We start from the raw sequence: 22,557 nt of genomic DNA, 5'->3' as shown, positions 1-22,557 counted from the left end.
CCGTCCGGTCGCCCCGCCCCGCCCCGGGTGTCAGGCGAGCCGGTCGATCTCGGGGTGGTCCTGGAGCCAGGCGCGGACCGCCTGCTGCTCCTTGCCCTTGCCCGTCTCCTGGATCTTCGCCTCCAGGCCGGTGAGCTGCTCCTCGGTGAGCCTGAAGGACTTCAGCCATGCGGCGACCTTCGGCTCGTCCTGCGCGAAGCCCTTGCGGGCCAGGGTGTGGATCCCGTCGCCCTTGCCCCAGGCTCCCTTCGGGTCCTCCAGCTTGGTCAGCTCGTAGGAGGAGTAGGCCCAGTGCGGGGACCACAGCACGACCGCGACGGGCTCCTTCTTCTCGTAGGCCCGCTTCAGCTCGGCGAGCATGCCGGGCGTGGAACCGTCGACGACCTTGTACTCGCCGTCGAGGCCGTAGTCCTTCAGGACCTTGTCCTTGAGGATCGACATCTCGCCGGCGCTCGGCTCGATGCCGATGATCCGGCCCTTGAACTGGTCCGCCTTGCCCTTGAGGTCGGCGAGCGAGCGCACGTCCTTCATGTAGGAGGGCACGGACAGCTCCAGCGAGGTGGGGCCGTACCAGGAGCCGAGGTCCTCCAGCTTGTTCCCGTACTTCTCCCAGTACTGGGCGTGGGTGACGGGCAGCCAGGCGTCGGTCTGGAAGTCGAGCTGGCCGCCGGCGAGGCCGGTGTAGAGCGCCCCGGCCTCCAGCTGGCGGGCGTCCACCTTGTAGCCGCGGCGCTCCAGCAGCTCCTTCCACAGGAAGGTGGAGGCGATGCCCTCGTCCCACGGGATGTAGCCGACGGAGAGGGTGCGGCCCTTGCCGATGTCCGCGGCCCCGGCCGGGCCGTCCTCGGCGGCGGCGCCGCCGAAGGTGTTCAGGCCGCCCGCGACGAGCGCCAGGACGACGGCGCCGCTGATCGCGTACGCGGGCTGGGGGCGGTGGTTCCACAGCTTGGCCGCGCCGGTCGCGGCGGCCCGCGCCTTGGCGAGCGTACGGCGGCCGAGCGGGGAGACGTGGCGGCCGAGCGCGCCGGTCATCCGGTCCAGGTACATGGCGAGGATGACGATGGAGACGCCCGCCTCGAAACCGAGGCCGATGTCGACATTGCCGATGGCCTTGTAGACGGCGCCGCCGAGACCGCCGCCGCCGACCATGCCGGCGATGACGACCATGGACAGGCCCAGCATGATGACCTGGTTGACGCCCGCCATGACGGTGGGCAGGGCCAGCGGGAGCTGGACGCGTACGAGGGTGTCGCGCGGGCTGGTGCCGAAGGCCTCGGCGGCTTCGACCAGTTCGGCGTCGACCTGGCGGATGCCGAGCTCGGTCATCCGGACGCCCGGCGGCAGCGAGAAGATGATGGTCGCGATGATGCCGGGCACCACGCCCACCCCGAAGAAGATGATGCCGGGGATGAGGTAGACCATGGCCGGCATGGTCTGCATGAAGTCCAGGACCGGCCGCAGGACGGCGCTGACCCGGTCCGATCTGGAGGCCCAGATGCCCAGCGGGACCGCGAAGGCCAGGGTGACGAGCGTGGCGACCAGGACCAGTGACAGGGTGGACATGGCGTCCTCCCACAGGCCTAGGGAGTCGACCAGCGCGAAGCCGGCGAAGGCGAGCAGGCCCGCCAGCAGACCGCGCAGCCACCAGGCGGCGACGGCGAGTATGCCCGCGAAGAGCAGCGGGGCGGGGGCGGACAGGACGGCGTCGATTCCGTCGTAGAGGCCCGTGACGAGGGAGGTGATGGCCTCGAACAGCCAGGAGAGGTGGCTCTGGAGGAAGTCGACTCCGCTGTCGACCCAGGCGCCGAGGTGCAGGCGGGGCATCAGGCGGCCACCTCCGCGCAGTACATCGGGGGCCTTTGTTCGTCGCCGATGAAGGCAATGAGGCGGTCCTGGGGCACGGAGCCGACGACGGAGCCGTCCGCGCCGGTGACGGCGACCGCGTGCGGGACGCGGGCGCTGACGGCGCACAGGTCGGCGAGCGGGGTCCCGGTGGTGACGGTCGGGCAGTCGCAGGCGTCGGCGGCCGGGTCCGGATCGTCCATGACGGCGTCGGCCGTCAGGACCCGGGAACGGTCCACGTCCTGGACGAAGGAGGCGACGTAGTCGTCGGCGGGGCGCGTGAGGATGTCCTCCGCGGTGCCCTGCTGGACGATGCGGCCGTCGCGCATGACGGCGATGCCGTCGCCGAGGCGCATGGCCTCGTTGAGGTCGTGGGTGATGAAGACGATGGTCTTCTTCAGCCGCTTCTGGAGCTCCAGCAGCTGGTCCTGCATGTCGCGGCGGATCAGCGGGTCCAGCGCGCTGAAGGACTCGTCCATCAGCAGGAGCTCGGCGTCGGTGGCCAGGGCCCGGGCGAGGCCGACCCGCTGCTGCATGCCGCCGGAGAGCTCGTCGGGCCAGGACTCCTCCCAGCCCTCGAGCCCGCACAGGGCCAGGGCCTCGGCGGCGCGCCGCTCGCGCTCCGGGCGGGGCACGCCCTGCACCTCGAGGCCGTAGCCGGCGTTCTCCAGCACATTGCGGTGCGGGAACAGAGCGAAGTGCTGGAAGACCATGGAGATCTTCGTGGACCGTACGTGGCGCAGCTCGCGCGCGCTCAGCGTGGTGAGGTCCTGGCCGCCGAAGAGGATGCGCCCGGCGGTGGGTTCCAGGAGGCCGTTCAGCATGCGCAGCAGCGTGGACTTACCCGATCCCGAAAGGCCCATGACCACGAAGATCTGGCCGGGCTGGACCTCGAAGGAGGCGTCGATAACGGCGGCAGTGGTCCCGTCGGCGCGCAACTCGTCGCGGCCGGCGCCGCCTTGGAGTGCGCGGACGGCGGCTTCACTGTCGGCGGGGCGCCTCCCGAACACCTTGTAGACGTGTTCGGCCTGGAGCGTGGACACATACACCTCACGGGTCGTACCAAGTACGGCCCGCACCGGCTGGCCGGCGGGGCCGTGGAGCGGGACGGGATCTGCCCGTGTGCGCCTCGACTCCGGCACGCATGGCCGGAGGACGTGGTTCCGCTCCAGCAGCGCCGATGCCCCCCATTCACCCGAGCAAACGCAAGGGTGATCCTCCTCACGTGCGGGGGTACGGGAGCCCCGTACGCGGACGGTCGCCCCGGCCCGGGCGGCCCCCGGCGACCTCGGACGGGTACACCCGTCCCCCGGGGACGAGTTGGGACCGCGACCGGGCGGCCGGCCGGGCCGCCGGGCCCGGCTGCACCGCCGCCCGGGGTGTGGCCGGGGACACAGTCCTCCCAGGGAGCGTCCTGCCGATCACGCCGGGCTCGGCAGGACACCTCTCAGGTGATGCGGAATCCGGCGGTCGCGTGGTCGCGGCGGTCGCGGTGGAAGGTGAGGCGGTCCCAGGTGGGGAAGGCCAGGTCGGTGACGGCCAGCAGCCGGCCGGAGGGGTCGTGCAGGGTGCGTCGTACCGTCAGGCCGCAGGCCGGGGCGGTGGCCGGCGGGTGGGTGACGCGGGTCATGGTGAGGGTCTCGGCGACCCTGCCGCCCGCCGCGGCCCGGTCGAGCCACCGGTGCAGGGAGGCCAGGTCCCCTTCGTGGGCATCCTGGGTCCGGTTCCTCAGGGCCGTCAGCTCGGGGCTGCGCGCGACGGCCCCGGGGCTGAAGTAGGTGACGGCGTGCCGGAGGGTCTCTCCGGCCGGGCCGCTTTCGCGGTGGTGATGGACCAGGGTGCGGTCCCCGCCGGCCATGCCGAGCAGTGCGGCGAGCGAGGGCGGGACCGTGAGGAGGGTGAGCCGGCTCCGGATCCGGGCCTGCCCGGGAAGCCCGGCCTCCGCGGCCGTCGTCCCGGCCGGGCCGGAGCCCGCCGCGGCCGGGACGACGGAAACGGCGGGTCGGGTGCCGCGTCGGCCGGTGACGACGAGGCCGTCCTCGCGCAGGTGCTGCAGGGCCGCCCTGATGGTCTGCCGGTTGACCTGGTAGCGCTCGGCGAGACTGCGCTCGGAGGGCAGTCTGCCGCCGGGGGTGCGTGCGGCGCGGTCGAGATCGCGGCGCAGGGCTGCGGCGATCCGCTGATACTTGGGCATGGCGGCCTGGCCGCCGCCCCGCGAAGGGGAGGGCATGGCTTCTCCTCTGACGGGTGGTCAAGGACTGCGCGGTCTGCCCAGCCAACCTAACATTGGTCTATACCTTTCAGAAGAGCGGATCGGGGCACGCGCCCCGGTCTGGCCGATTCCGCACCGGCGTCCTGCCGGCCCCTCCGGAGGGCCGGCGGCACGCGGAGCGGCCACGCCGCAGGTGATCGCACGCGGCCACGGGCAGACCGGGCCCCTCGGAAACTGGCCGAAGCCGCACACCGGGAGCAGAAGGCCCAAGGACCCACCGGCAACGGACCGCAGACCGCGGGGCGCCTTGACAGGCGAAGTAATTAGCCGCCATATTAAATGCATGAAGAAGGACGGCGCCGACGGCGAGGCACCCACGCTGGACCAGGCCAGGCGACAGGTCGAGCACTACGGCCTGGAGGTCGATCCACAGGCGGTACTGGTCGCGGTGCGGCTGATCTCGGCAGGCGCGAGGGTCGGCCGGGCGGCCGAGGCGCACTTCGCCAGGTTCGGCCTGTCAACGGGGCGCTACCGGCTGCTCGCCGACCTCGAGGACCACGGCGGGGAGAAGTCCCCCTCACGCCTCGCGGTCGATCTCGACGTCTCCAGGGCCACGGTCACCGGCCTGCTGGACGGCCTCGAACGGGAGGGCCTGGTCGCCCGCCGACCGTCCACGGAGGACGGCCGGGGCACGGTGGCCGTCCTGACCGCGCGCGGGGCGCAGCGCCTGCGCGACATGGCGCCCGAGCACTTCGGACGGCTCGAGGCGATGGTGGGCGGGCTCTCCGTCGAGGAGCGCGCGGTGTTCCTGGACCTGCTGGCCCGTGTCGTGCAAGGCAGTGCGGCTCTGGCCGCAGACTGACCCGGCCACCCGACCACCCGACCCCCGACCACCCGACCCCCGGCCGCATCGGCGGCCCCGGCCCCGCTCCACGAGCAGGGCCCTTTTCACGCCCAAATAGTTAGCCACCTAATTACATGAGCCGGACCACCCTTCGCTCCCCTCACCCGTACGAGAAAGAGGCCAGCATGCCCGCGACCGAGGACAGGCCCGGCCCGGACCGAGCAGACTCCCGGACAACCCGAACACCCCGGACATCCCGGCGTACATCCCGGCACACGTCCCGACGCGTCTCCCGGGCGTTCACCCTGTGGCGTGAGGTGCTGACCGCCTACGCCGCCCCCGCGCTCACGGCCGGTACGGCCGGGCTCCTCACCGGCCAGCACGAACTGGCCGTCGCCGCCTGCACCTCCATCGCCGGCACCTCCGCCGTGGTGGCGTTCCTGGTCGGCACCTGGCTGCGCAACGGCGGGCGGACCCGCCGGTGGACCGTCACCGCGCCGCGCGGCGTGCTGACCGCCGCCCTCGCCCTCACCGCCGTCGGCGCGGCCGCCCTCCTGGGATGGTTCGCCGCCCAATGGCTGCCCGCCCACACCCCGGTCCCCGCCACCCCGTGGCTGGAGCGCCTGCGCCTGGACCTGCCCCTCTCCGCGGCCCTCGCCACCACCATCGTCACCCTGCGCTGGCGCAGCGCCACCACGGCGTCCGCCGCATAGCCCGCCCGGCGGCATCCGCCGCCGGGGACGTCACCAGGAAATGAGCACACGATGATCGTTGTCATGGGAGCCACCGGAGCGACCGGGAACGCTCTGGTTCACAGCCTCCTCACGTCAGGCACCCCCGTCCGCGCACTGACCCGCACCCCGAACAAGCCGATCCCCGGCACAACCGGCGTACACCGGCCGGCCGTCGAGGTCCGGTACGCCGACGCCGCCGATCCCCGCTCCCTGAGCACCGCCTTCGAGGGCGCCGGCCGGCTCTTCCTCGCCATGGCCAACGGCCCCGCACAGGTCGAACTCGAAACCCGCGTCATCGACATCGCGGCCGACAGCGGCATCGGACACATCGTCAAGATCTCCGCACCCGCCGCCGAACCCGACTCCCCCGTCGCCGTCTCCCGCGGACACCACGCCGTCGAGGAACACCTGCGCGGCAGCGGCCTCCCCCACACCGTTCTGCGCCCCTACGCGTTCATGCAGAACCTCCTGCGCCTGGCCCCCGGCGTCATCCGGGGCAGCATCCTCGGCACGACGGGCGACGCGCCCTGCAACTACGTCGACTGCCGCGACATCGGCGACGTCGCCGCCGCAGCCCTCACCAGGCCGGACATCGCCGGCGGCACCTACACACTGACCGGTTCCGAAGCCGTCTCCCACCCCGAACTCGCCTCACGGCTGACCGCCCTGACCGGCCACCGGATTCGCTACGTCGACCTCACCCCGGACGAACTGCGCGCCGACCTGGTCCGCCACGCCCGCATGCCCGCCTGGCTCGCCGCCCACGTGACGGAGATCCAGCAACTCACCGTCGCCCGCCCCGAGACCCCCACCACCACCGTCGGCGACATCCTCGGCCGCCCGCCCCGCACCCTCGACGCCTTCCTCCACGAACACCACGCCCACTTCCGGCGCTAGGTCCTGTCGTCTCTGCCGTGACCCTCCGGCCGAGACCGGATCGGCCTAGGTCGTCTCTTTCGGATCTTGCCGGGCCCACGGCGCCCGGCACCGCACCTCGCCGCGTTGTCGGAGCACCGCAGTACGTCCAGTACCACGGCGCTCCTCCGCCTTGCGATGCACGGCACCGGACGACACGGGCCGACCGACAAGATCCAAAAGAGACGACCTAGACGCGCAGCGGGTTCGGCAGCGGGAGGTAGCGGGCGTCGGCGCCGTCCGCGCGGGTCCAGCGCAGCAGCAGGTTGGTCTTGCCCGGCAGGGTCGGGGCGGCTAGCAGCTCCGCGATCTCGGGGAGCCCGCGGGTGGCCTCGTAGCGCAGGAACTCCTCTCGTGCGGCCGGCCACAGGAGCGGCGCGACGTCGGGGTGCCGTCCGGCCAGCGCCCCGGCGATCTCGGTCAGGTTGTTGACCACCAGGCAGTAGACGAGGCGCTGCCAGGCGTCCGCCCGCGGCAGGTCGGCCAGCAGTTTGACGCCCTCGGCGTCGCGGAAGAGGGCCTGCACGGGCAGGCCCGCCGCGTCGACGGCGACCAGGGTGTTCTGAAGGTGCGCCTCCAGCACCACGCCGTGCCGGGCGAACAGTTCGAGGACCGGCGGCACCACCTGGCTCAGGTACGCACGCCACCACCGGAGCGGGTCGGTCCCTGCGGCCGGCGGGCTCTGGGGGTAGCCCTCGGCGAGCGCGGCGGCCAGCAGCGGCGTGGCCCCGGGCACGGTGTGGGCGTGCAGGCCGTCGCGGACCAGGACCGCGAGCTCCTCGAAGGCGAAGGCGGCGGTGCGGTAGCCGCGGTCGGCGAGCCAGGCCGCCGCCGAGCCGGTGCGGCGCAGGGCTGCGAAGCCGGCCGACGCGGCCGCGTCCGTACGGCGCAGTTTCAGCAGGTCGTGGCGCCACAGCCGGCGCACGTCGTTGGTGATCCGGACATCGAGGCTGAACTTCACGAAGAGGTCGGCCGACGCGTCCGGCACGTACAGGGTCCGGATCGAGGCGGTCGGCCAGGCCGGCCGCCGGCTTTCCCCGAGGTGCAGGAGCCGCCCCTCGGCGAAGGCCTCGCGGACGGCGGGCCGGTCTCCGACCAGGTCGAGCTGCCAGGGGTGGGCGGGCAGCAGGCGGTATCCGGCGGGGGCGCGCGGCCCGTCCAGTGCGTCGGCGAGCGCGTCGATGGCGCCGGAGGCGGCCGGTCCGCCCTCCTCGGCGGTCTGGTCCTCGCGCAGCCCCAGGAAGACCAGCGGGAACCGGGCGAAGGCCTCGGGCGCGTACGGCAGCCAGGTCCCGGCCGGTGCCCCGCCGCGGGCCTTGGGGGCGGGGTGGTGCGGATGGCCCATGACCAGGGACTGCTCGGAGAGGAGGTACGGGTCCGCCGGGGGTTCGGCGGCGGTCCGGGCGGCCAGCAGCGCGGCGATCGCGTCCCGGCTGTCGGTGATCTCGACGGGGAGTTCGTCGTTGGGGGCACCGGTGAACCGGCCCAGTTCGTCGGAGACGAGTTTGGCCAGTTCGGTGTGGCTGAGCGGGTGCCAGCCGTCCTCCGTGCGCAGTTCGGGGCGTACGGGCCGGCGCCCGCCGCGCACCCGGAGCAGCCGGCCGCTGCCGCGCAGCCGGTGGACGCGCACGCCTGTTCCGGTGCTCGCGTCGTGCCGTTCCCCGGGCCGGCCGGGCCGGTCGGTCCCGTCCGGCGCGACGGGGTCGGCCGCCTCCCTGAGCAGGCAGTTCAGGAGCGGGGTGGCGGCGTACGCGTCGGCGGCGGCGTTGAGGTCCACTGATTCCATTCGGTCCATCCGGTGCGCCGGAGGTGCGCAGGGCGCAACCACCAGCCGTGATCTTCGGTATCCGCAATCATTACTTGATCATCCCGCAAAGCGATATTCCGATGCCGGAGCCTCAGCATGCATCCTTCCCCTTCCCCGGCCGAAGAGGCCGTCGCCGCCGAACTGGCCGACGTACGACCGTCGCTCGGACCCTCGTACGCCGCCGCGCTCGGCGGTACCCGGGCCGCCGTGCTGACCCGGCTATGGCGGGCCCTCGCCCACGAGCCACTGCCCTGGGTCGAGGGCCGGGAGCGCGGGCCGGACGGTCTGGCGCTGCTGCTGGCCGGTGGCCGCCGGCTGGAGGGCCCGCTGCCGGATCCGTACGCGACCGGGCCGTACGTGAGCGAGGTGCTGCTCGACGGCAGGGCCTACCGGCAGGCCGCGCGGCTGGTGACGGCCCTCGGGGTGCCGCACGGCGAGCAGTTCGCCGCCGAGCTGGACGCCTGTACGGCCTCCCTCGCGCTCTCCCGGGCCGGACAGCCGTCCGCCGCCGACGACCCTGCCCCGCTGACCACCTGGGAGTGGGAGCAGCGGGTGGTGGACGGGCACCCCTACCACCCGAACTGCCGTTCCCGGCCGGGTTTCTCGGTGGCCGAGCAGCTGGCGTACGCGCCCGAGCACCGGCCGGTGGTGGAGCTCGGGCTGGTCGCCGTACGGGCCGAGGAGTGCCTGGTCACCGGCGACTGGCCGCGGGAGATGCGGGACGCCGGACGGATCCTGGTCCCGGTGCATCCGTGGCAGGCGGCGCACGTCCTGAAGCACGAGCGCGTGCGGCCCGGCCTTGCGGCTCATCCGCTGATGGCCCTGCGCACCCTGGCCCCCGCCGACGGCGGGGCCCATGTGAAGACCGCGCTCAGCGCGCGGCTCACCTCGTCCGTACGGGACATCTCCGTCTACTCCATCGAGACCGCGGCGGCCGTCTCCGCCTTCGCCCAGGGCCTGGCCGAGCGGCTCGACGGGCGGCTGCACATCACGCGCACGCTCGGCGCGGCGACCGCACACAGCCCGGACCTGGCTGCCGTGCTGCGCGAGCCGCCGGAGGCCTACGCGGACGCCGCCGCCGGTGAGCGGGTGCTGCCGGTGGCGGCGCTGGCCTCGTTCGCCCCGGCGCGCTCGGCGGCCTGGCAGGCGGAGTTCGCACGGCTGGCCCTCTCGGTGTGCCTGCGGGTGCTGGAGCTGGGAGTGGCGCTGGAGGCCCACGGCCAGAACCTCCTCGTCGTCCTCTCCGCCACCGGCGCGCCGCTCCGGCTGGTCTACCGCGACCTCGCCGACATCCGGATCAGCCCGGTGCGGCTGGCCCGGCACGGCCTGCCGGTGCCGCCCCTGTCGGGCAGGCTCGTCACCGACGACGTGAGCGTCCTGCGGCGCAAGCTGTTCGGGTCCCTGCTGACGGGGGCGCTCGGTGCCACGGCGGGCTCGGCCGGGGCGTTCGCCGATGCCCTCGCCCAGGCGACCGCCCTGCCGGCCACCCCGGACACCCGGGCGCTGCTGACCGGGCCACTGCCCACCAAGGCGCTCACCCTGATGCGGCTGAGCCCGGGGGTTCCTGGCGATCAGTGGGCGGAACTGCCCAATCCGCTGCTCGTGGGGTGATCGGGAGCACCCGCTCGGTTTCCCCTCGGACGGGCTCTGGAGGCTACTGTTCAGGGGCATGACAGAGACCTCGTACCTGAGCTCCGTACGGGCGTCCTACGACGCCGTCGCCGTCGACTACGCACGGCTGGCCAGCGCCGAACTGGCCGAAAAGCCGCTGGACCGGGCCATGCTGGCCGCCTTCGCGGAGTACGTGCGCGACGACGCGGGGGGCAGGGGGCGAGCGGTGGCCGACCTGGGCTGCGGCCCGGGCCGGGTGACGGCGCATCTGGACGGGCTCGGCGTAAGGGCCTTCGGCGTCGACCTGTCCCCGGCGATGGTGGCGGTGGCCCGCAGGAGCTATCCGGGGCTGCGGTTCGAGGTGGGGTCGATGGCCGCCCTGGACGTGGCCGACGGGGTCCTCGGCGGGGTCCTCGCCTGGTACTCCACCGTGCACACCCCTCCCTCGGAACTGCCCGCGCTGTTCACGGAGTTCGCCCGGGTGCTGGCACCGGGCGGCCACCTGCTCATCGCGTTCAAGGCAGGCGAGGAGCAGCAGCTCCCCCCGGACGAGGCCCCGGGGAGGATCCGGCCGGAGCACGCGTACGGGCATCCGGTCGGGCTCGACGTGTACCGGACCCCGCCCGGGCTGATCGCCGAACTGCTGGCCGGCGCCGGACTGACCGAGGTGGCCCGGCTGGTCCGCGAGGCGGTGGCCGACGAGACGTCGCGCCAGGGCTTCCTGCTGGCGCGCAAGGGCTAGGCCGCCTCTTTCGGATATTGCCGGCCGAGCCCGCGTTGCCCGGTGCCGTGCATCGCAAGGCGGAGGAGCTCCCCGCGTACTGGACGTACTCGGGAGCCCCGACACTGCACAACTCCGGCCTCCACCCCGTCGGCACGCCCTCACTCGCTGGACACCGGAGCCTCGAAACCGCCGAAAACGGATGGCCGACAGTCTCCTGCCCGGTCATCCTGACCCCATGGGAGACAGAGCCAACGTCATCGTGGTCCGCGAGAACGGCACAGATGAGCTGTACCGGACCGGCTGGGCGGTCGGAATCGACCTCGACCTGCTGGAAGGGCCGACGCCTGTTCTCGCCATGCTTCCCGGACTCCGCCAAGACGGCTGGTGGTTGGACGACACCATGGCCCAGGGCGGGATACTGCTCGACCTCGGCCGGAAGGTACTCCTGTTCTTCGCCTGGGAGGGGCCCAGCACTGAGCTCCGCCACCGCGCGGCCATGTTCGAGCTGATCCGGGCCGCGTGGCCGGGCTGGGAGGTCCGCTGGCTGTACGACGGCTCGGCCGAACTGCGTGAGTACGTCGGGCTGGATCCGGAGTACGTCCGCTGCCGCGATTCGGACCCGTTTTTGGCCCCGCTCCTTGCCCCCGACGACGAGGACTTGGCCGGCCCCGACCCAGGCGGTGTGGTGATCACGGTCAGCACCGGCCGCTGCCACGTCGCCTCTGACGCCTTCGACCACCCTGTCCGCGAGGGCGCCGCCCTGCTCAACCGCCTGACGGACGCCCCCGGGCACGGAGGCTGCGACCTGCACGTCAACTCCGGCATCCACCTCGACCCGGAACGCCGCCACCTGGGCTGGTGGTCCCTCTACTCCTCGCCACAGGCTTACCAAGTACCAGAGGTGTGGCCGGGCTGGACGGTGGAGTTCTGGCAGGACGACTGGGAACGGCACGTCAGAGCCGACGACCGCTTCTCTCCGGCGGCGTTCGACGCCGGAGAGAAAGCCAGAGCCGTGGTGCTCGCCGAGGCCGGGGAGCGCCGCGCCGTCCGGGCCCGCCACCGTGCCCAGGTCACCCGTCCACGGACCGCACCGGCTCGATCCCAGGCGGGGTGACCGTAGCCGGCCTGACCATGGACGACCGGCCGACATCACGCATGCAAGCTCAGCAGCGGACCGGACCGGCCACCGTTTCGATGGGCAGGAGCGGCCATGCCCGCTCCTTGCGGGTGAGGCTCGCCAGCTCCTCCGGTGGTTCGCCGCCGTCGCGGACAGCCGTGACGTAGGCCTTCGCCTCCGGCAGGCCCAGTCTGGGTGCCTGCTTGCGCAGATGGCCCATGGCGGCCACGACTCCCGCGGAGCGCACGAGTTCGCGAACGGCGCGAGCCAGCGGGTCGGGCGCTCTGATGCCCTTGGTCTGCAGGAGGTAGTCCTCCTCCCATCCCTCGTCCAGCCACCCAGCGGAAGGGACGAAATGGATGCTCCCGTCGTGCCGGTCCACCAGGAGGTGGCCGCCGCACATGACGGCGCCCCCCACCTCGCGCGTGCGGGTGGCGTGGCCCGCCGTGTTCCAGTAAACGAGCCAGCCGACCGAGTGTTCCTCGACGTGGCAGGCGACCAGCTCGGGCACCGGCCCGCTCCACGGCCATGTCAGCCGTTCTTCGGCCAGGTAGGACTCCACCAGCTCCACGGCACGTTCCTTGACGATCATGGTCTTCTCCTCCGGCTCGGGCGCGGGTCGAACGGGTTCCGGCGTCACCAGCGCAGCGGCAGCCGGGTCACGCCCCGCATCAAGCCGCCCGGGAGCCAGTCCGGCGGGCCCGCATCCGGATCCTCGGCGAGGTCGGGGAAGCGTTCCAGCAGCGCCCGGATCGCGATGCGGCCCTCCATGCGGGCGAGCGGGGCGCCGAGGCAGAAGTGGATGCCGTGTCCGAAGGCGAGATGGCTCGGGCCGGTGCGGCGGATGTCGAAGACCTCCGGCCCGGGGTGTGCGAAGCGCGCCGGATCGCGGTCCGCCGCGGCGAGGGCGACCAGGACGGAGGAGCCGGCCGCGATGGAGACACCGCCCAGCTCCAGGTCGGTCGCGGCGAAGCGGTACGTGGCGTGCTGTACCGGGCCGTCGTAGCGGAGCATCTCCTCCACCGCGCCGTCGATCAGCCCGTCCGGGTCGGCGCGCAGCGCGGCGAGCTGTTCGGGGTGAGCGAGCAGGGCCCGTACGCCGTTGCCGATGAGGTTGACCGTCGTCTCGTGGCCCGCGACCAGGAGCAGGAAGGCCATCCCGATCAGTTCGTCCGGGGAGAGCCGGCCGCCTTCCTCGTCGCGGGTCCGGATCAGCGCGCCCAGCAGGTCCTCGCCCGCTTCCCCGGCCTTGGCCTCGACGAGTTCGAAGAGGTACGCGGTCATCTCGTCCACGGCGCGGGGGTCCGCGCCGATGCCGTCCGGCGGAGCCACGATTTCGCCCGACCAGTAGCGGAAGCGCTGCCGGTCCAGGCCGGGGACGCCGAGGAGTTCGCAGATGACGGTCATCGGCAGCGGTACGGCGAAGGACGCGAGCAGGTCGGCCCGGCGGTCGGGCCGGGCCGCCATTTCGTCGAGCAGCTCGTCGGTGACCTGCTGGACGCGGGGGCGCAGGGACTCCACGCGTCGGGAGGTGAACTCGCGGGCCACCAGGCGCCGCAGCCGGGTGTGATGGGGTGGATCCGCGTCCAGCATGCTGGTGGCGACGGCCTGGACGGGTGTGTCCGCGAACAGGCCGGAGCCGAGCCAGTTCTTCGACAGCGCCGGGTGGGTCAGGGCCTGCCGGGCCTCCTCGTGGCCGACGACCAGCCAGGTGCGTTCGCCGCCCATGACCAGCCGGTGGACGGGGCCGGCGGCGCGCAGGGCGTCGTAGAACGGGTACGGGTCGGCCTTGAACCCTTCGGCGTGCGTACGGAGATCCACGAGAGCCATGGGGGCAGCGTACGGCGGCCGTTCGCCGGTCGCGGAGTGGTTTTCAGTGTGACTGTCCTACAAATAGAACCGTTTCGGCTGTGCGCCGTTCAGGGGGCAACCCGGTGTGCGTGGGACCCGCCTGCACGGCTATCGGGCCGGGCGGTGGCAGGAAGGAGGTATGAGCCTCCATCGCCGCCAAGTGCTGGGCAGCGCGGCCGCGGCCGTCCTCGCCACCATGGGTGCGGCGGCCCGGACCCCGGACTACGGCGCGCTGGCGCGCGGGATCGACGGGCGCGTGGTGCTCCCCGGGGACCGCGACTACGCCGAGGCCCGCCGGCTGTTCCAGCCGCGGTACGACGCCGTGGCCCCGGCCGCGGTGGCCTATCCCGCGCACGCCGCGGACGTGGCCGTCTGCCTGGACTTCGCCCGCCGCTCGGCCGCGCCGGTGGTCCCGCGCGGCGGCGGGCACGGCTACGCGGGCTGGTCCACCCGCTCCGCCGGACTGGTCGTGGACACCGGGGCCATGGCGGCGGTGTCGGTCGGGGGGAACGTCGTCCGGGTCGGCGCGGGGGCCCGGCTCGGGGACGTGCACGCGGCCCTCGCCGGGCGGGGTCGGTCCGTACCGACCGGGCTGTGTCCCTCCGTCGGTATCGCCGGGCTCACCCTCGGCGGCGGCCTGGGCCTTGCCTCCCGTGCCCACGGCACCACCGCCGACCGGCTCACCGGGGCGCGGGTCGTCACCCCTGACGGGATCGTCCGCGAGGTCTCCGCCGACCGCGATCCGGAGCTCTTCTGGGCCCTGCGCGGCGGTGGGGGCGGCAACTTCGGCGTGGTCACCGAGTTCCGGTTCCTTTCGCACCCGGTCGGTGACTGCGCCTTCGCCGAACTCCACTGGCCCGGCTCGGACTCGGCGGCCGTGCTGCGGGGCTGGCAGCGCTGGCTGGCCGGGCTGCCGGACCCGTTCTGGAGCCAGGTGGAATTCACCGTCGAGGCCGGGTCCGGGGCGGGTGCGCAGGCCGAGGCCCCGGCGGTGCGGGTGGTGTGCCTCGACGGGCGGCGGGAGCTGGAGGCGCAGTTGACCCGGCTGTCGGACCTGGCCGGCGGGGCGCCGCGGGACAGCTGGATCGTCGTACGCAGCCACGAGGACACCGTCCGGGCCATGTCCGGCTGCCCGGAGCTGGGCCCCGCCCAGTGCCGGCTGCCGGGCACCCTGCCCGGCCGGGACCCGCAGGGGCGGCTCGGCCGGGACTCGTACGCCGCCCGGTCCGACTTCTGGACGGGCGGCGGACTGCCGGACGCCGCGATCGGCGCGGTCCTGGACGGCGTGCGGCGGTACGGGACGAGCGTGCCCCGGGGCGGTCGCGGCGTCGTGCAGTTCGACGGGGTCTGCGGAGGCGCGGTGAACCGGGTCGCGACCGGCGCCACCGCCTTCGTGCACCGCGACAGCGCCTTCCTCGCCCAGTACCTCGCCTACTGGCCCGAGTCCGCACCGGCCGCCGACGTGGCCCGGCACCAGGGCTGGCTCGACGGACTCTGGCAGGACCTGCGGCCCTGGGCGAGCGGGCGCGCCTACCAGAACTACACCGACCCGAAGCTCACCGGCTGGCGCGAGGCCTACTACGGCCCGAACCTCGCCCGCCTGCAGAAGGTCCGGCGTGCCTACGACCCGGACCGGCTCTTCCGTTTCCCCCAGGCCGTTTAGGGAGTGTCCGGCATGCGACGTACGTTGACGATGGCCGTGGTGGCTGCCGCCCTGCTGGTGCCGGGAGGGCCGCTGCCGATGGCCGCGACCGGGAGCGTGGCGGGCGCCGCGCCCGCCGCGACGGTGGCCGCAGGCCGCTGGACGGCGCGCGAGGCCCGGTCCTTCTGGACCGCCGAACGGATGGCCTCCGCCGTCCCGTTGCCGTCCGTGCACCCGGCGCCGCCCGAGGTCGTGGACCCCGTGCCCCCGGCGGAGCCCGAGCCCGTGGACCCCGTGCCCCCGGAGCCGCCCACACTGCCCGAACCCGCTCCGGGCGCCACGCCGGTCCCGGCCGCGACGCCGGCTCCGCCCCCGGTCGTGACGGAGCCGCTGCCGGCGCCTTCCGCGAGCCCCGCCGCCGCACCGACACCCACACCCGCGCCGGCACCGACCACGAAGCCCGGCCCCACCCGCACGGCACCGGCTCCTGTTCCCCTTCCGGCCCCGGCGCCCCCCGTCGTTCCGCGCCTGCCGGCCCTCACCGCCGGCATCGGGCAGAACTTCGACGGCATCCCGGTCGCCGGCCGGATGTTCCTCGTCAAGGGCGGCGGGGCCTACTTCTGCACCGCGAGCGTGGTCTCCTCCCCCGGCCGCAACCTCGTGCTCACCGCGGCGCACTGCCTGCTCGGCTCCGACACCCAGCAGGTGGCCTTCGTACCGAAGTACACGAAGGCGAAGCCGCAGCCGTACGGCATGTTCCCGGTCCTGCGGGACGCGGCCGGACGCTCCAGGATCTGGATCGACCCCCGCTACCGGTCCCGGGGCGTCGACCGCGCCGCCGCTCTCGACGTGGCCTTCGCCCAGGTGGGGCCGGACGCCAGGGGCTTCCCGGTGGAGTCCGTGGTCGGCGGGAACCGGCTGGTGACCGGCGCCGGTTACGCGCACGCGCGGATCACTCTGATCGGCCACCCGTCCTCCGCCGCCCGGCCGCGCGTGTGCGCCAACCGGACGACCAAGTTCACCAGCAGCGACGCTCAGATCCCCGGATCGTTCCTGCGGATCAACTGCACCGGCTATCCCGGCGGGACCAGCGGCGGCCCGTTCCTGAACCGCTACGACGCGCGCACCGGGACCGGTGACGTGGTGGGGGTGATCGGCGGCTGGAAGACCGGCGGGGACAGGACGGACACCTCGTACAGCTCCTACTTCGGCGCGGACATCAGGAAGTTGTACGAGAAGGCGGTTGCCGGGGCGAAGGCGGCGCGGTGAGCACCCGCACCCAACGGGTGCGGCGCGGGTTGCCGACCGTGCGCGGGGTCACCGGAAGCCCGTCGCCGGTCAGCGCGTCGGCGGGAGCAAGTCCGAGGCGACGGCGCAGGTCGGCGAGGGCCGCGTGGACGGGCGCGAGGACGACCTCGGCGCCCGGGTCGATGGACGCCAGGGCGTGCGCGGTGGTCTCGATCGCCTCCGCGGCGTCCTCGGCCGCGGTCCGGCTCCACCGTCCGGGCGCGCCGGTCCCCCAGGGGGCGATGGTGTCGTAGAGGTGGCAGGCGGCATCGGCCACGGCATCGGCCCGTTCCCCGACACCCGGCGCCGCGATGGTCGGCAGTTCCATGCCGGGTCAACGAGCCGGCGCCGCCCGAGGTACGAGGACGAGCGCCCGGATACGCGGCCAACGCGCCGGAGCAGCCCGGCGGATCCGCCGGGCGACGGCGTGCGAGGCGGCGGTGGCCGCGCCCGCGAGCGCCAGGCCCGAGGCGATGTCGCGGGCCCGCGCCGGCCGCAGGACACCGGCGCGGCGCAGCCGGCCGCGGGCCCACAGGGTGAAGGGGACGACGAGCAGCGGAGAGGTGACCACCCCCGGGGTGTAGCCCCGGGTCGCGGCGGCCTGCGCCATGTGGACGAGGCCGTGCAGGCCGAAGCCGTTCAGGGAGGCCTGGTAGAAGGAGGAGCGTCCGCCGGTGCGGTACCCGTCGGCGGAGGCGGCCGCGACGATGAGTCCCATCACGCCGACGGCGGTGGCGAACTCGCGGCCGTCCACGGCTTCCATGCTCCGCCAGATCCGGTCCGGGACACGCGGGTGGCGCTCACGCAGGGCGGGGACCCGGGTCCGGGACCAGCGCGCCATGGTGGCCACTTCCTCGAGGTCGTGCACGGCCCAGGCGGCGAGGAGTCCTAAGGTGACGGCGCTGCGCGATATCGCGGGGCCGGTGGGAGAGGCGTTCATGGTGCGACAGTCTGCAGCCACAGGGGCAGCAACAGGAGCGACACGAGCGAACTCTTGATCACGATCGACGCGGAGAGGTCGACGCCCACGTCGTAGCGCTGGGCGAAGATGAAGAGGTTCTGCGGGGTCGGCATCGCCGCGATCAGCACGAGGTACGCCAGCCACTCGCCGCGTACGCCGAACAGCCACCCGCACACCGCCCAGGTCAGCAGCGGGAACGCCAGGCACTTGAAGCCTATGAGGGCGAATTCCTCGCGCGTGGTGCCCCGGAGATCGAGACCGAGGCCGCCCAGGTGGAGGCCGAGAGCGAACAGCGCCACCGGTGAGGCGCTGTCCCCGACGAACGAAGCGCCGTCCAGGACCACCGCGGGGATCCGTACCGAGAGCAGGTTGAGCAGGATCCCCGCGTTGCAGGCGAGGACCAGCGGGGTGGCGAGCGAGGCACCGACGGCCCGCGAGAGCCGGCGGCCCGGGCCGCCGGCCGCGGGGCCCGCGCGGCCCAGTTCCATGAGGGCGATGACGACCAGGGACAGGACGCAGACCTGGAACAGCAGGATCGGGAAGATCGGCGCCGCGGTGCCGAACACGGTGATGAAGACGGGGACGGCGAAGTAGGCGGTGTTCACCTGGACTCCGGCCATCACCCGCAGCGCCACGTCGCGGGGCTCGCGCAGGCCGTGGGCGACGGCCGCCAGGGACACCACGAGCACGGCGAGGGCCGCGGCTCCCGCGTAGCCGCCGATCGCCCGCCAGTTGAACAGGGCCGCGAGGTCGCTGGCGTAGATGTTGCCGAAGAGGTAGCAGGGGACGGCGAAGAGGAAGGCGTAGTCGGAGAAGACCTTGGATGCCTCGGCCGGAACGATCTTCCGGCGCGCGAGCAGTACCCCGCCTCCGAAGGCCAGCAGCACCGGTACCAGTTTCTCCAACGCGGCTGCGCCACCCATGCCTGCATCCCCCGTACCTGCGGCCCCATGATCGACGGGCAGCAGCGTAGCTCTCGACGCGGCCTATCCCCCTTCGAGGCGGGCGCGGCGTTCTGCGGCGGCGTGCCACCAGCCGGGCGGGGACGCACCGATGGCTCCGGCGGTGGGCTGGTCGGGGTGAAGTCCGAGCCGCCGCAGTGCGTCGGCGCGGACGCGTATGCCGAACCAGCCGTGCCAGTGGCCGTCGGGGCCGATGCCACAGACCAGATCGATCTGGATCTCGTCCGGTGCGAAGGGCGTCCAGTCGATGCCGCGGTCGCGCAGTCAAGCGCGGACGGCCGCCGCCGGGTGGAGGCGGCCCGGCAGGTTCCGGTAGGCCGCGACGGTGATCCAGTCGGTGCGGGGCGTGTCCATGGTGTCCATGGTGTCCATGGTGCCCGGTGGGCGGGGCGGTGTCATGGCCGTTCTCCGGGGACGAGGGCGCCGGCGGAGCATAGGCTGGTCCGATCATGAGCGACAGAGCCCGCACCCGGCTGCGCAGCCGGACCCGCGCACGCGTCCGTACCTCCTCGGCGGCCGGCGGGCGGGTGCCCGGCGCGCTGGGGCAGCTGGCCCTGGTGCTGCGTACACCGGCCGGGGCGGCGCAGCCCTTGTTCGGGCAGGCGCCCAAGCGGTGGCAGCGGGCGCTGCCCTTCGTCGTCGTCGGCATCTTCGTCGTCACCCTGCTGCCGGTGACCATCACGGTGCTGGCCGACAACTACGCTGTGGGCGGTGGCTGGGCGGGCGCGCTGGGGGTGGCGCAGACCGTGCCGCTGCTCCTCGCGGTGACCCGGCCGCTGCCTGCCTGGATGCTGGTCCTGGCCGCCGACACCGCCGGCGCGGTGCTGCTGCTGAGTGCCGACAAGGTGGCCGGGCAGTCCTGGCCGTGGCCCCCGATGACCATCATCGGCTACCTGGTGCTGATGGCCTGCCTGGGGCTGCGGGAGTCCATCCGGACGCTGGTGGGGGTGTGGCTGGCGACCGGCGTCATCGGGACGGTGCTGAGCTTCTCCGCGCCTTCGGGCTCGATGAACACCAACGCCCTGCTCTTCGTGCTCAGCGGGGTCATGCTGGTCCTGACGGGCGCGCTGAGGGGCCTCGGTGACGCGCAACAGCGGGTCGCCGAGCAGGAGAGCATCAGCGAGGCGGAGCGGGCCCGGCGGACCCTGCTGGAGGAACGGGCCCGGATCGCGCGCGAGTTGCACGATGTGGTCGCCCACCACATGTCGGTGATCACCGTGCAGGCCGACTCGGCGCCGTACCGGGTGCCGGGGATGCCGGAGCCGGTACGGGAAGAGTTCGCGGCGATCGCGGCCAGTGCGCGGGAGTCGCTGGGCGAGATGCGGCGGCTGCTCACCGTGCTGCGCGGCGACGGGGCGGGCGGGGCGGAAGGGGCCGACGGCGAGCGGACCCCGCAGCCGGGGATCGACCGGCTCCAGCAGCTGGTGGAGGCGACCGTACGGGCCGGGCAGCCGGTGGAGTTGTCCCTGGCGGCCGGGGCCGCCGGGGCGGCGCCCCCGGCGGTGGACCTGTCGGCGTACCGGATCGTGCAGGAGGCCCTGGCCAACGTGGTGCGCCACGCGCCCGGCGCGCCCACCCGGGTCTCGGTGACCGTGGACGAGGACGAGGTACTCGTCCTCGTGGTCAACGGTCCGGCCCGGGACGCCGTGGTGGAGCTGGAGAGTTCGGGCACGGGGCACGGCCTGGTGGGGATGCGGGAGCGCGTACGGTTGACCGGCGGGACCCTCGACACCGGGCCGCTGCCCGACGGCGGCTTCCGGGTCGCCGCCCGGCTGCCGTTGAACGACCCGAGCAAGGACGCCAGTTGACCATCCGCGTGATCATCGTCGACGACCAGGCCATGGTGCGGGCCGGGTTCGCCGCGCTCCTGTCGGCGCAGGCCGACATCGATGTGGTGGGCGAGGCCCCCGACGGCCGGCAGGGGATCCAGGTGGCCCGCTCCACGCATCCCGACGTGGTGCTGATGGACGTACGGATGCCGGAGATGGACGGGCTCACGGCCACCCGGGAGATCCTCGATCCCCCGCCCGGGGTGGTGCACCGGCCGAAGGTGCTGATGCTGACCACCTTCGACATCGACGACTACGTGTATGAGGCCCTGCGCGCCGGAGCCTCCGGATTCCTGCTCAAGGACGCCCCGCCGGCCGATCTGATCGCGGCGGTCCGTGTCGTCGCGTCGGGCGAGGCGCTGCTGGCGCCGTCGGTGACCCGGCGGCTGATCGCGGACTTCGTCCAGCAGCGCCCGGCGCCGCGCAAGGACCCCGCACTGCGGCTGAAGGGGCTGACCCCGCGCGAGACCGAGGTGTTGGAGCTGATCGCGCGCGGGCTGTCGAACCAGGAGATCGCGGGTCATCTGGTGCTGGCGGAGCAGACGGTGAAGACCCACATCGGGCGGGTGCTGGGCAAGCTCGACCTGCGGGACCGGGCCCAGGCCGTGATCTTCGCGTACGAGGCGGGGCTGGTGCGGCCGGGCGACTCCGCCTAGGTCGTCTCTTTCGGATCTTGCCGGGCCCGCGTCGCCCGGCACCGCACCTCGCCGCGTTGTCGGAGCACCGCAGTACGTCCAGTACAACGGCGCTCCTCCGCCTTGCGATGCACGGCACCGGACGACGCGGGCCGGCCGACAAGATCCGAAAGAGACGACCTAGACGACCGGCTCGGTGCCAGGGCCCCCGAGCCCGGCGTGATGCCTAGTGCTGTGACCGGAAAGGTGTGCCGGGGTCTCGCAGCCGGTGGTGAAGTCGGTTCCGCCCTCCCCGTCGCAGGCGTCCGGGGCGTCCGCGCCCCCGTCGAGGGAATCGGTGGCGGGGCCCGCCTTGAGGGTGTCGATGCCGTCGCCCCCGTCGAGGAGGTCACTGCCTCCCGCGGTGCCCGCACTCGCGGTGCCGGTGAGGTCGACGTTGTCGCCGAAGATGCGGTCGTTGCCGGCGCCGCCGCTGATCGTGTCGTGGCCCGCGACGGTCCGGGTCGCGTCGGCCGGGGTGCTGTCGCCCACGAGGAACTCGTCAAAGGCGCCGCCGATGATGCGGTCGTTGCCGGCGCCGGTCGCGCGGCCTCCCGCCGGGCCGGTGACGGCGTGGTCCCCGATCGCGGAGACCCCGCCGTCGGGTCCCAGGTCCAGCAGATCGTTGCCGCCGTGGCCGAACGCGTGCTGTGCGGCTTCGCTGTCCCCCGTCAGGGATTCGGCACCGGGCCCTCCGAGCAGTACGTCGCTCCCGGCGCCCGTGGCGTTGCCGGCGAACGCGCCGGAGTCACCGAGCAGGGAGTCGTCGCCGGGACCGCCGTCGATCCGGTCGGTCCCGCCGCCGGACGCGCTCTGCCCCCGGCTGTCCCCCGTCAGCCGGTCGTTGCCGGGGCCGCCGACGAGCTGATCGTTGCCGCCGCCGGTGGCCGCGCCCGCGGGTGCGTAGCTGTCGCCGGTGAACTGGTCGTCCCCGTCGCCGCCGACGAGCCGGTCGTTGCCGCCGCCGGTGGCATCGCCGACGGGGCTGAAGCTGTCGCCGCGCAGCTGGTCGTTGCCCGCGGAGCCGTCGATCTGGTCATTGCCGAGTCCGCCGATGAGGATGTCGTCGCCGGCCAGCCCGCAGACGAGGTCGTTGCCTCCCCGGCCGTGGATCGTGTCCGCGCCCGCGGTGCCGACGATCACGTCGTCTCCCTCGGTCCCGTCGGTGGTCGCGCCGGGGGCGGTGACGACGATGGTGGCGGGGACGCCGAAGCAGGTCACGGCCCGTGCGTTGACCTCCGTGGTACCGAGGAGGACGACGGATCCGGCGGCGAGGGCGCAGGCGACACCGGCGGCGGCCATCCGGCGCGGGCGCCGTCCCGGTTCGGCGCGCGGAGGTTCCCAGTGGGACATCGGCGGTACTCCTTTTGCCTCGATTAGTCGGACTATCACCACAACTAGTCGGCGCAGGGGCTCCGTCCGCGCCGACACACGGACGGGCTCGGGCAGACGGCCGATGCGGATCGCACCTGCGGGAAGGGGGCCGGTCTCCTCCACCCCCTACTGGGGTATGACAGCCGACTTGGCTCCACGGTGCGACGTGCC

General features: G+C 73.5%; 22 protein-coding genes. 10 read left to right on the top strand and 12 right to left on the bottom strand.

The genetic code is table 11. From position 1 onward, the window contains the following. Positions 1-30 precede the first annotated feature (30 nt). The 3 genes from OG444_RS37605 to OG444_RS37595 all read right to left on the bottom strand — a co-directional run bounded on the left by OG444_RS37605 (position 31) and on the right by OG444_RS37595 (position 4,072). Positions 31-1,824, bottom strand: a complete 1,794-nt coding sequence (locus tag OG444_RS37605) for an ABC transporter permease/substrate binding protein (protein WP_327266354.1) — start codon at positions 1,822-1,824, stop codon at positions 31-33. Continuing rightward, positions 1,824-2,885: a quaternary amine ABC transporter ATP-binding protein gene (locus OG444_RS37600; protein WP_327266353.1), complete on the bottom strand. Its 1,062-nt coding sequence runs from the start codon at positions 2,883-2,885 to the stop codon at positions 1,824-1,826. Before OG444_RS37600 ends, OG444_RS37605 begins: the two co-directional genes overlap by 1 nt. A gap of 404 nt (positions 2,886-3,289) precedes the next feature. Next, complete coding sequence (locus OG444_RS37595) at positions 3,290-4,072, bottom strand: GntR family transcriptional regulator (protein WP_327266352.1); 783 nt, start codon at positions 4,070-4,072, stop codon at positions 3,290-3,292. Positions 4,073-4,397: 325 nt separating this feature from the next. Here OG444_RS37595 and OG444_RS37590 point away from each other — a divergent pair, with 325 nt between their 5' ends. The 3 genes from OG444_RS37590 (at position 4,398) to OG444_RS37580 (ending at position 6,529) form a co-directional block, all read left to right on the top strand. Next, entirely contained in the window at positions 4,398-4,916 is a 519-nt protein-coding gene (locus OG444_RS37590) for a MarR family winged helix-turn-helix transcriptional regulator (protein ID WP_327266351.1), read from the top strand. Between the two features lie 299 nt (positions 4,917-5,215). Then, the gene (locus OG444_RS37585; protein WP_327266350.1) at positions 5,216-5,611 is read left to right on the top strand and encodes a hypothetical protein; all 396 of its coding nucleotides are present in this window, start codon (positions 5,216-5,218) and stop codon (positions 5,609-5,611) included. A gap of 51 nt (positions 5,612-5,662) precedes the next feature. Continuing rightward, positions 5,663-6,529, top strand: a complete 867-nt coding sequence (locus OG444_RS37580) for an SDR family oxidoreductase (RefSeq protein WP_327266349.1) — start codon at positions 5,663-5,665, stop codon at positions 6,527-6,529. Between the two features lie 208 nt (positions 6,530-6,737). On the opposite strand, the gene OG444_RS37575 is transcribed toward OG444_RS37580, so the two are convergent. Next, positions 6,738-8,342 carry an IucA/IucC family protein gene (locus tag OG444_RS37575; RefSeq protein ID WP_327266348.1) on the bottom strand — a complete coding sequence of 535 codons (1,605 nt, stop codon included), beginning with the start codon at positions 8,340-8,342 and terminating at the stop codon, positions 6,738-6,740. Between the two features lie 108 nt (positions 8,343-8,450). On the opposite strand from OG444_RS37575, the gene OG444_RS37570 reads away from it, so the two are divergent. The 3 genes from OG444_RS37570 (at position 8,451) to OG444_RS37560 (ending at position 11,803) form a co-directional block, all read left to right on the top strand. Beyond that, entirely contained in the window at positions 8,451-9,965 is a 1,515-nt protein-coding gene (locus tag OG444_RS37570; RefSeq protein WP_327266347.1) for an IucA/IucC family protein, read from the top strand. Positions 9,966-10,023: 58 nt separating this feature from the next. Further along, positions 10,024-10,707: a class I SAM-dependent methyltransferase gene (locus tag OG444_RS37565; RefSeq protein WP_327266346.1), complete on the top strand. Its 684-nt coding sequence runs from the start codon at positions 10,024-10,026 to the stop codon at positions 10,705-10,707. 217 nt (positions 10,708-10,924) lie between these two features. Continuing rightward, on the top strand, positions 10,925-11,803 hold the full coding sequence (locus OG444_RS37560) for a hypothetical protein (protein ID WP_327266345.1): 879 nt from the start codon (positions 10,925-10,927) through the stop codon (positions 11,801-11,803). Positions 11,804-11,852: 49 nt separating this feature from the next. On the opposite strand, the gene OG444_RS37555 is transcribed toward OG444_RS37560, so the two are convergent. Beyond that, positions 11,853-12,398 carry a YrhB domain-containing protein gene (locus tag OG444_RS37555; protein ID WP_327266344.1) on the bottom strand — a complete coding sequence of 182 codons (546 nt, stop codon included), beginning with the start codon at positions 12,396-12,398 and terminating at the stop codon, positions 11,853-11,855. A gap of 44 nt (positions 12,399-12,442) precedes the next feature. Then, positions 12,443-13,636: a cytochrome P450 family protein gene (locus OG444_RS37550; RefSeq protein ID WP_327266343.1), complete on the bottom strand. Its 1,194-nt coding sequence runs from the start codon at positions 13,634-13,636 to the stop codon at positions 12,443-12,445. 160 nt (positions 13,637-13,796) lie between these two features. Between OG444_RS37550 and OG444_RS37545 the strand changes: the two genes are divergently transcribed. Together OG444_RS37545 and OG444_RS37540 are read left to right on the top strand one after the other, a co-directional pair. Beyond that, positions 13,797-15,320, top strand: a complete 1,524-nt coding sequence (locus OG444_RS37545; RefSeq protein ID WP_327266342.1) for an FAD-binding oxidoreductase — start codon at positions 13,797-13,799, stop codon at positions 15,318-15,320. 12 nt (positions 15,321-15,332) lie between these two features. After that, on the top strand, positions 15,333-16,568 hold the full coding sequence (locus tag OG444_RS37540) for a trypsin-like serine peptidase (protein WP_327266341.1): 1,236 nt from the start codon (positions 15,333-15,335) through the stop codon (positions 16,566-16,568). On the opposite strand, the gene OG444_RS37535 is transcribed toward OG444_RS37540, so the two are convergent. From OG444_RS37535 to OG444_RS37515, 5 genes are all read right to left on the bottom strand, one after another. Further along, positions 16,519-16,914, bottom strand: a complete 396-nt coding sequence (locus tag OG444_RS37535) for a hypothetical protein (RefSeq protein WP_327266340.1) — start codon at positions 16,912-16,914, stop codon at positions 16,519-16,521. The two genes, OG444_RS37540 and OG444_RS37535, sit on opposite strands and share 50 nt — an antisense overlap. Before the next feature lie 6 nt (positions 16,915-16,920). Next, complete coding sequence (locus OG444_RS37530; protein ID WP_327266339.1) at positions 16,921-17,526, bottom strand: HXXEE domain-containing protein; 606 nt, start codon at positions 17,524-17,526, stop codon at positions 16,921-16,923. Further along, positions 17,523-18,470 carry an AEC family transporter gene (locus OG444_RS37525; RefSeq protein WP_327266338.1) on the bottom strand — a complete coding sequence of 316 codons (948 nt, stop codon included), beginning with the start codon at positions 18,468-18,470 and terminating at the stop codon, positions 17,523-17,525. Before OG444_RS37525 ends, OG444_RS37530 begins: the two co-directional genes overlap by 4 nt. Positions 18,471-18,533: 63 nt before the next feature. Then, a complete protein-coding gene (locus OG444_RS37520; protein ID WP_327267050.1) occupies positions 18,534-18,758 on the bottom strand; it encodes a hypothetical protein in 225 nt (74 codons plus the stop codon). Between the two features lie 15 nt (positions 18,759-18,773). Further along, positions 18,774-18,908 carry a hypothetical protein gene (locus tag OG444_RS37515; protein WP_327266337.1) on the bottom strand — a complete coding sequence of 45 codons (135 nt, stop codon included), beginning with the start codon at positions 18,906-18,908 and terminating at the stop codon, positions 18,774-18,776. 50 nt (positions 18,909-18,958) lie between these two features. Between OG444_RS37515 and OG444_RS37510 the strand changes: the two genes are divergently transcribed. Next, a complete protein-coding gene (locus OG444_RS37510) occupies positions 18,959-20,317 on the top strand; it encodes a sensor histidine kinase (RefSeq protein ID WP_327266336.1) in 1,359 nt (452 codons plus the stop codon). Then, on the top strand, positions 20,314-20,994 hold the full coding sequence (locus tag OG444_RS37505; RefSeq protein ID WP_327266335.1) for a response regulator transcription factor: 681 nt from the start codon (positions 20,314-20,316) through the stop codon (positions 20,992-20,994). The genes OG444_RS37510 and OG444_RS37505 overlap by 4 nt, the downstream gene beginning before the upstream one ends. 159 nt (positions 20,995-21,153) lie before the next feature. Here the strand turns inward: OG444_RS37505 and OG444_RS37500 are convergent, their stop codons facing one another. Further along, positions 21,154-22,365: a calcium-binding protein gene (locus OG444_RS37500; protein WP_327266334.1), complete on the bottom strand. Its 1,212-nt coding sequence runs from the start codon at positions 22,363-22,365 to the stop codon at positions 21,154-21,156. Positions 22,366-22,557: the final 192 nt, after the last annotated feature.

Origin of the sequence: Streptomyces sp. NBC_01232 (genome assembly GCF_035989885.1) — a bacterium.
GTDB lineage: Bacteria > Actinomycetota > Actinomycetes > Streptomycetales > Streptomycetaceae > Streptomyces.
This window is presented reverse-complemented; position numbering and strand designations above follow the sequence as displayed.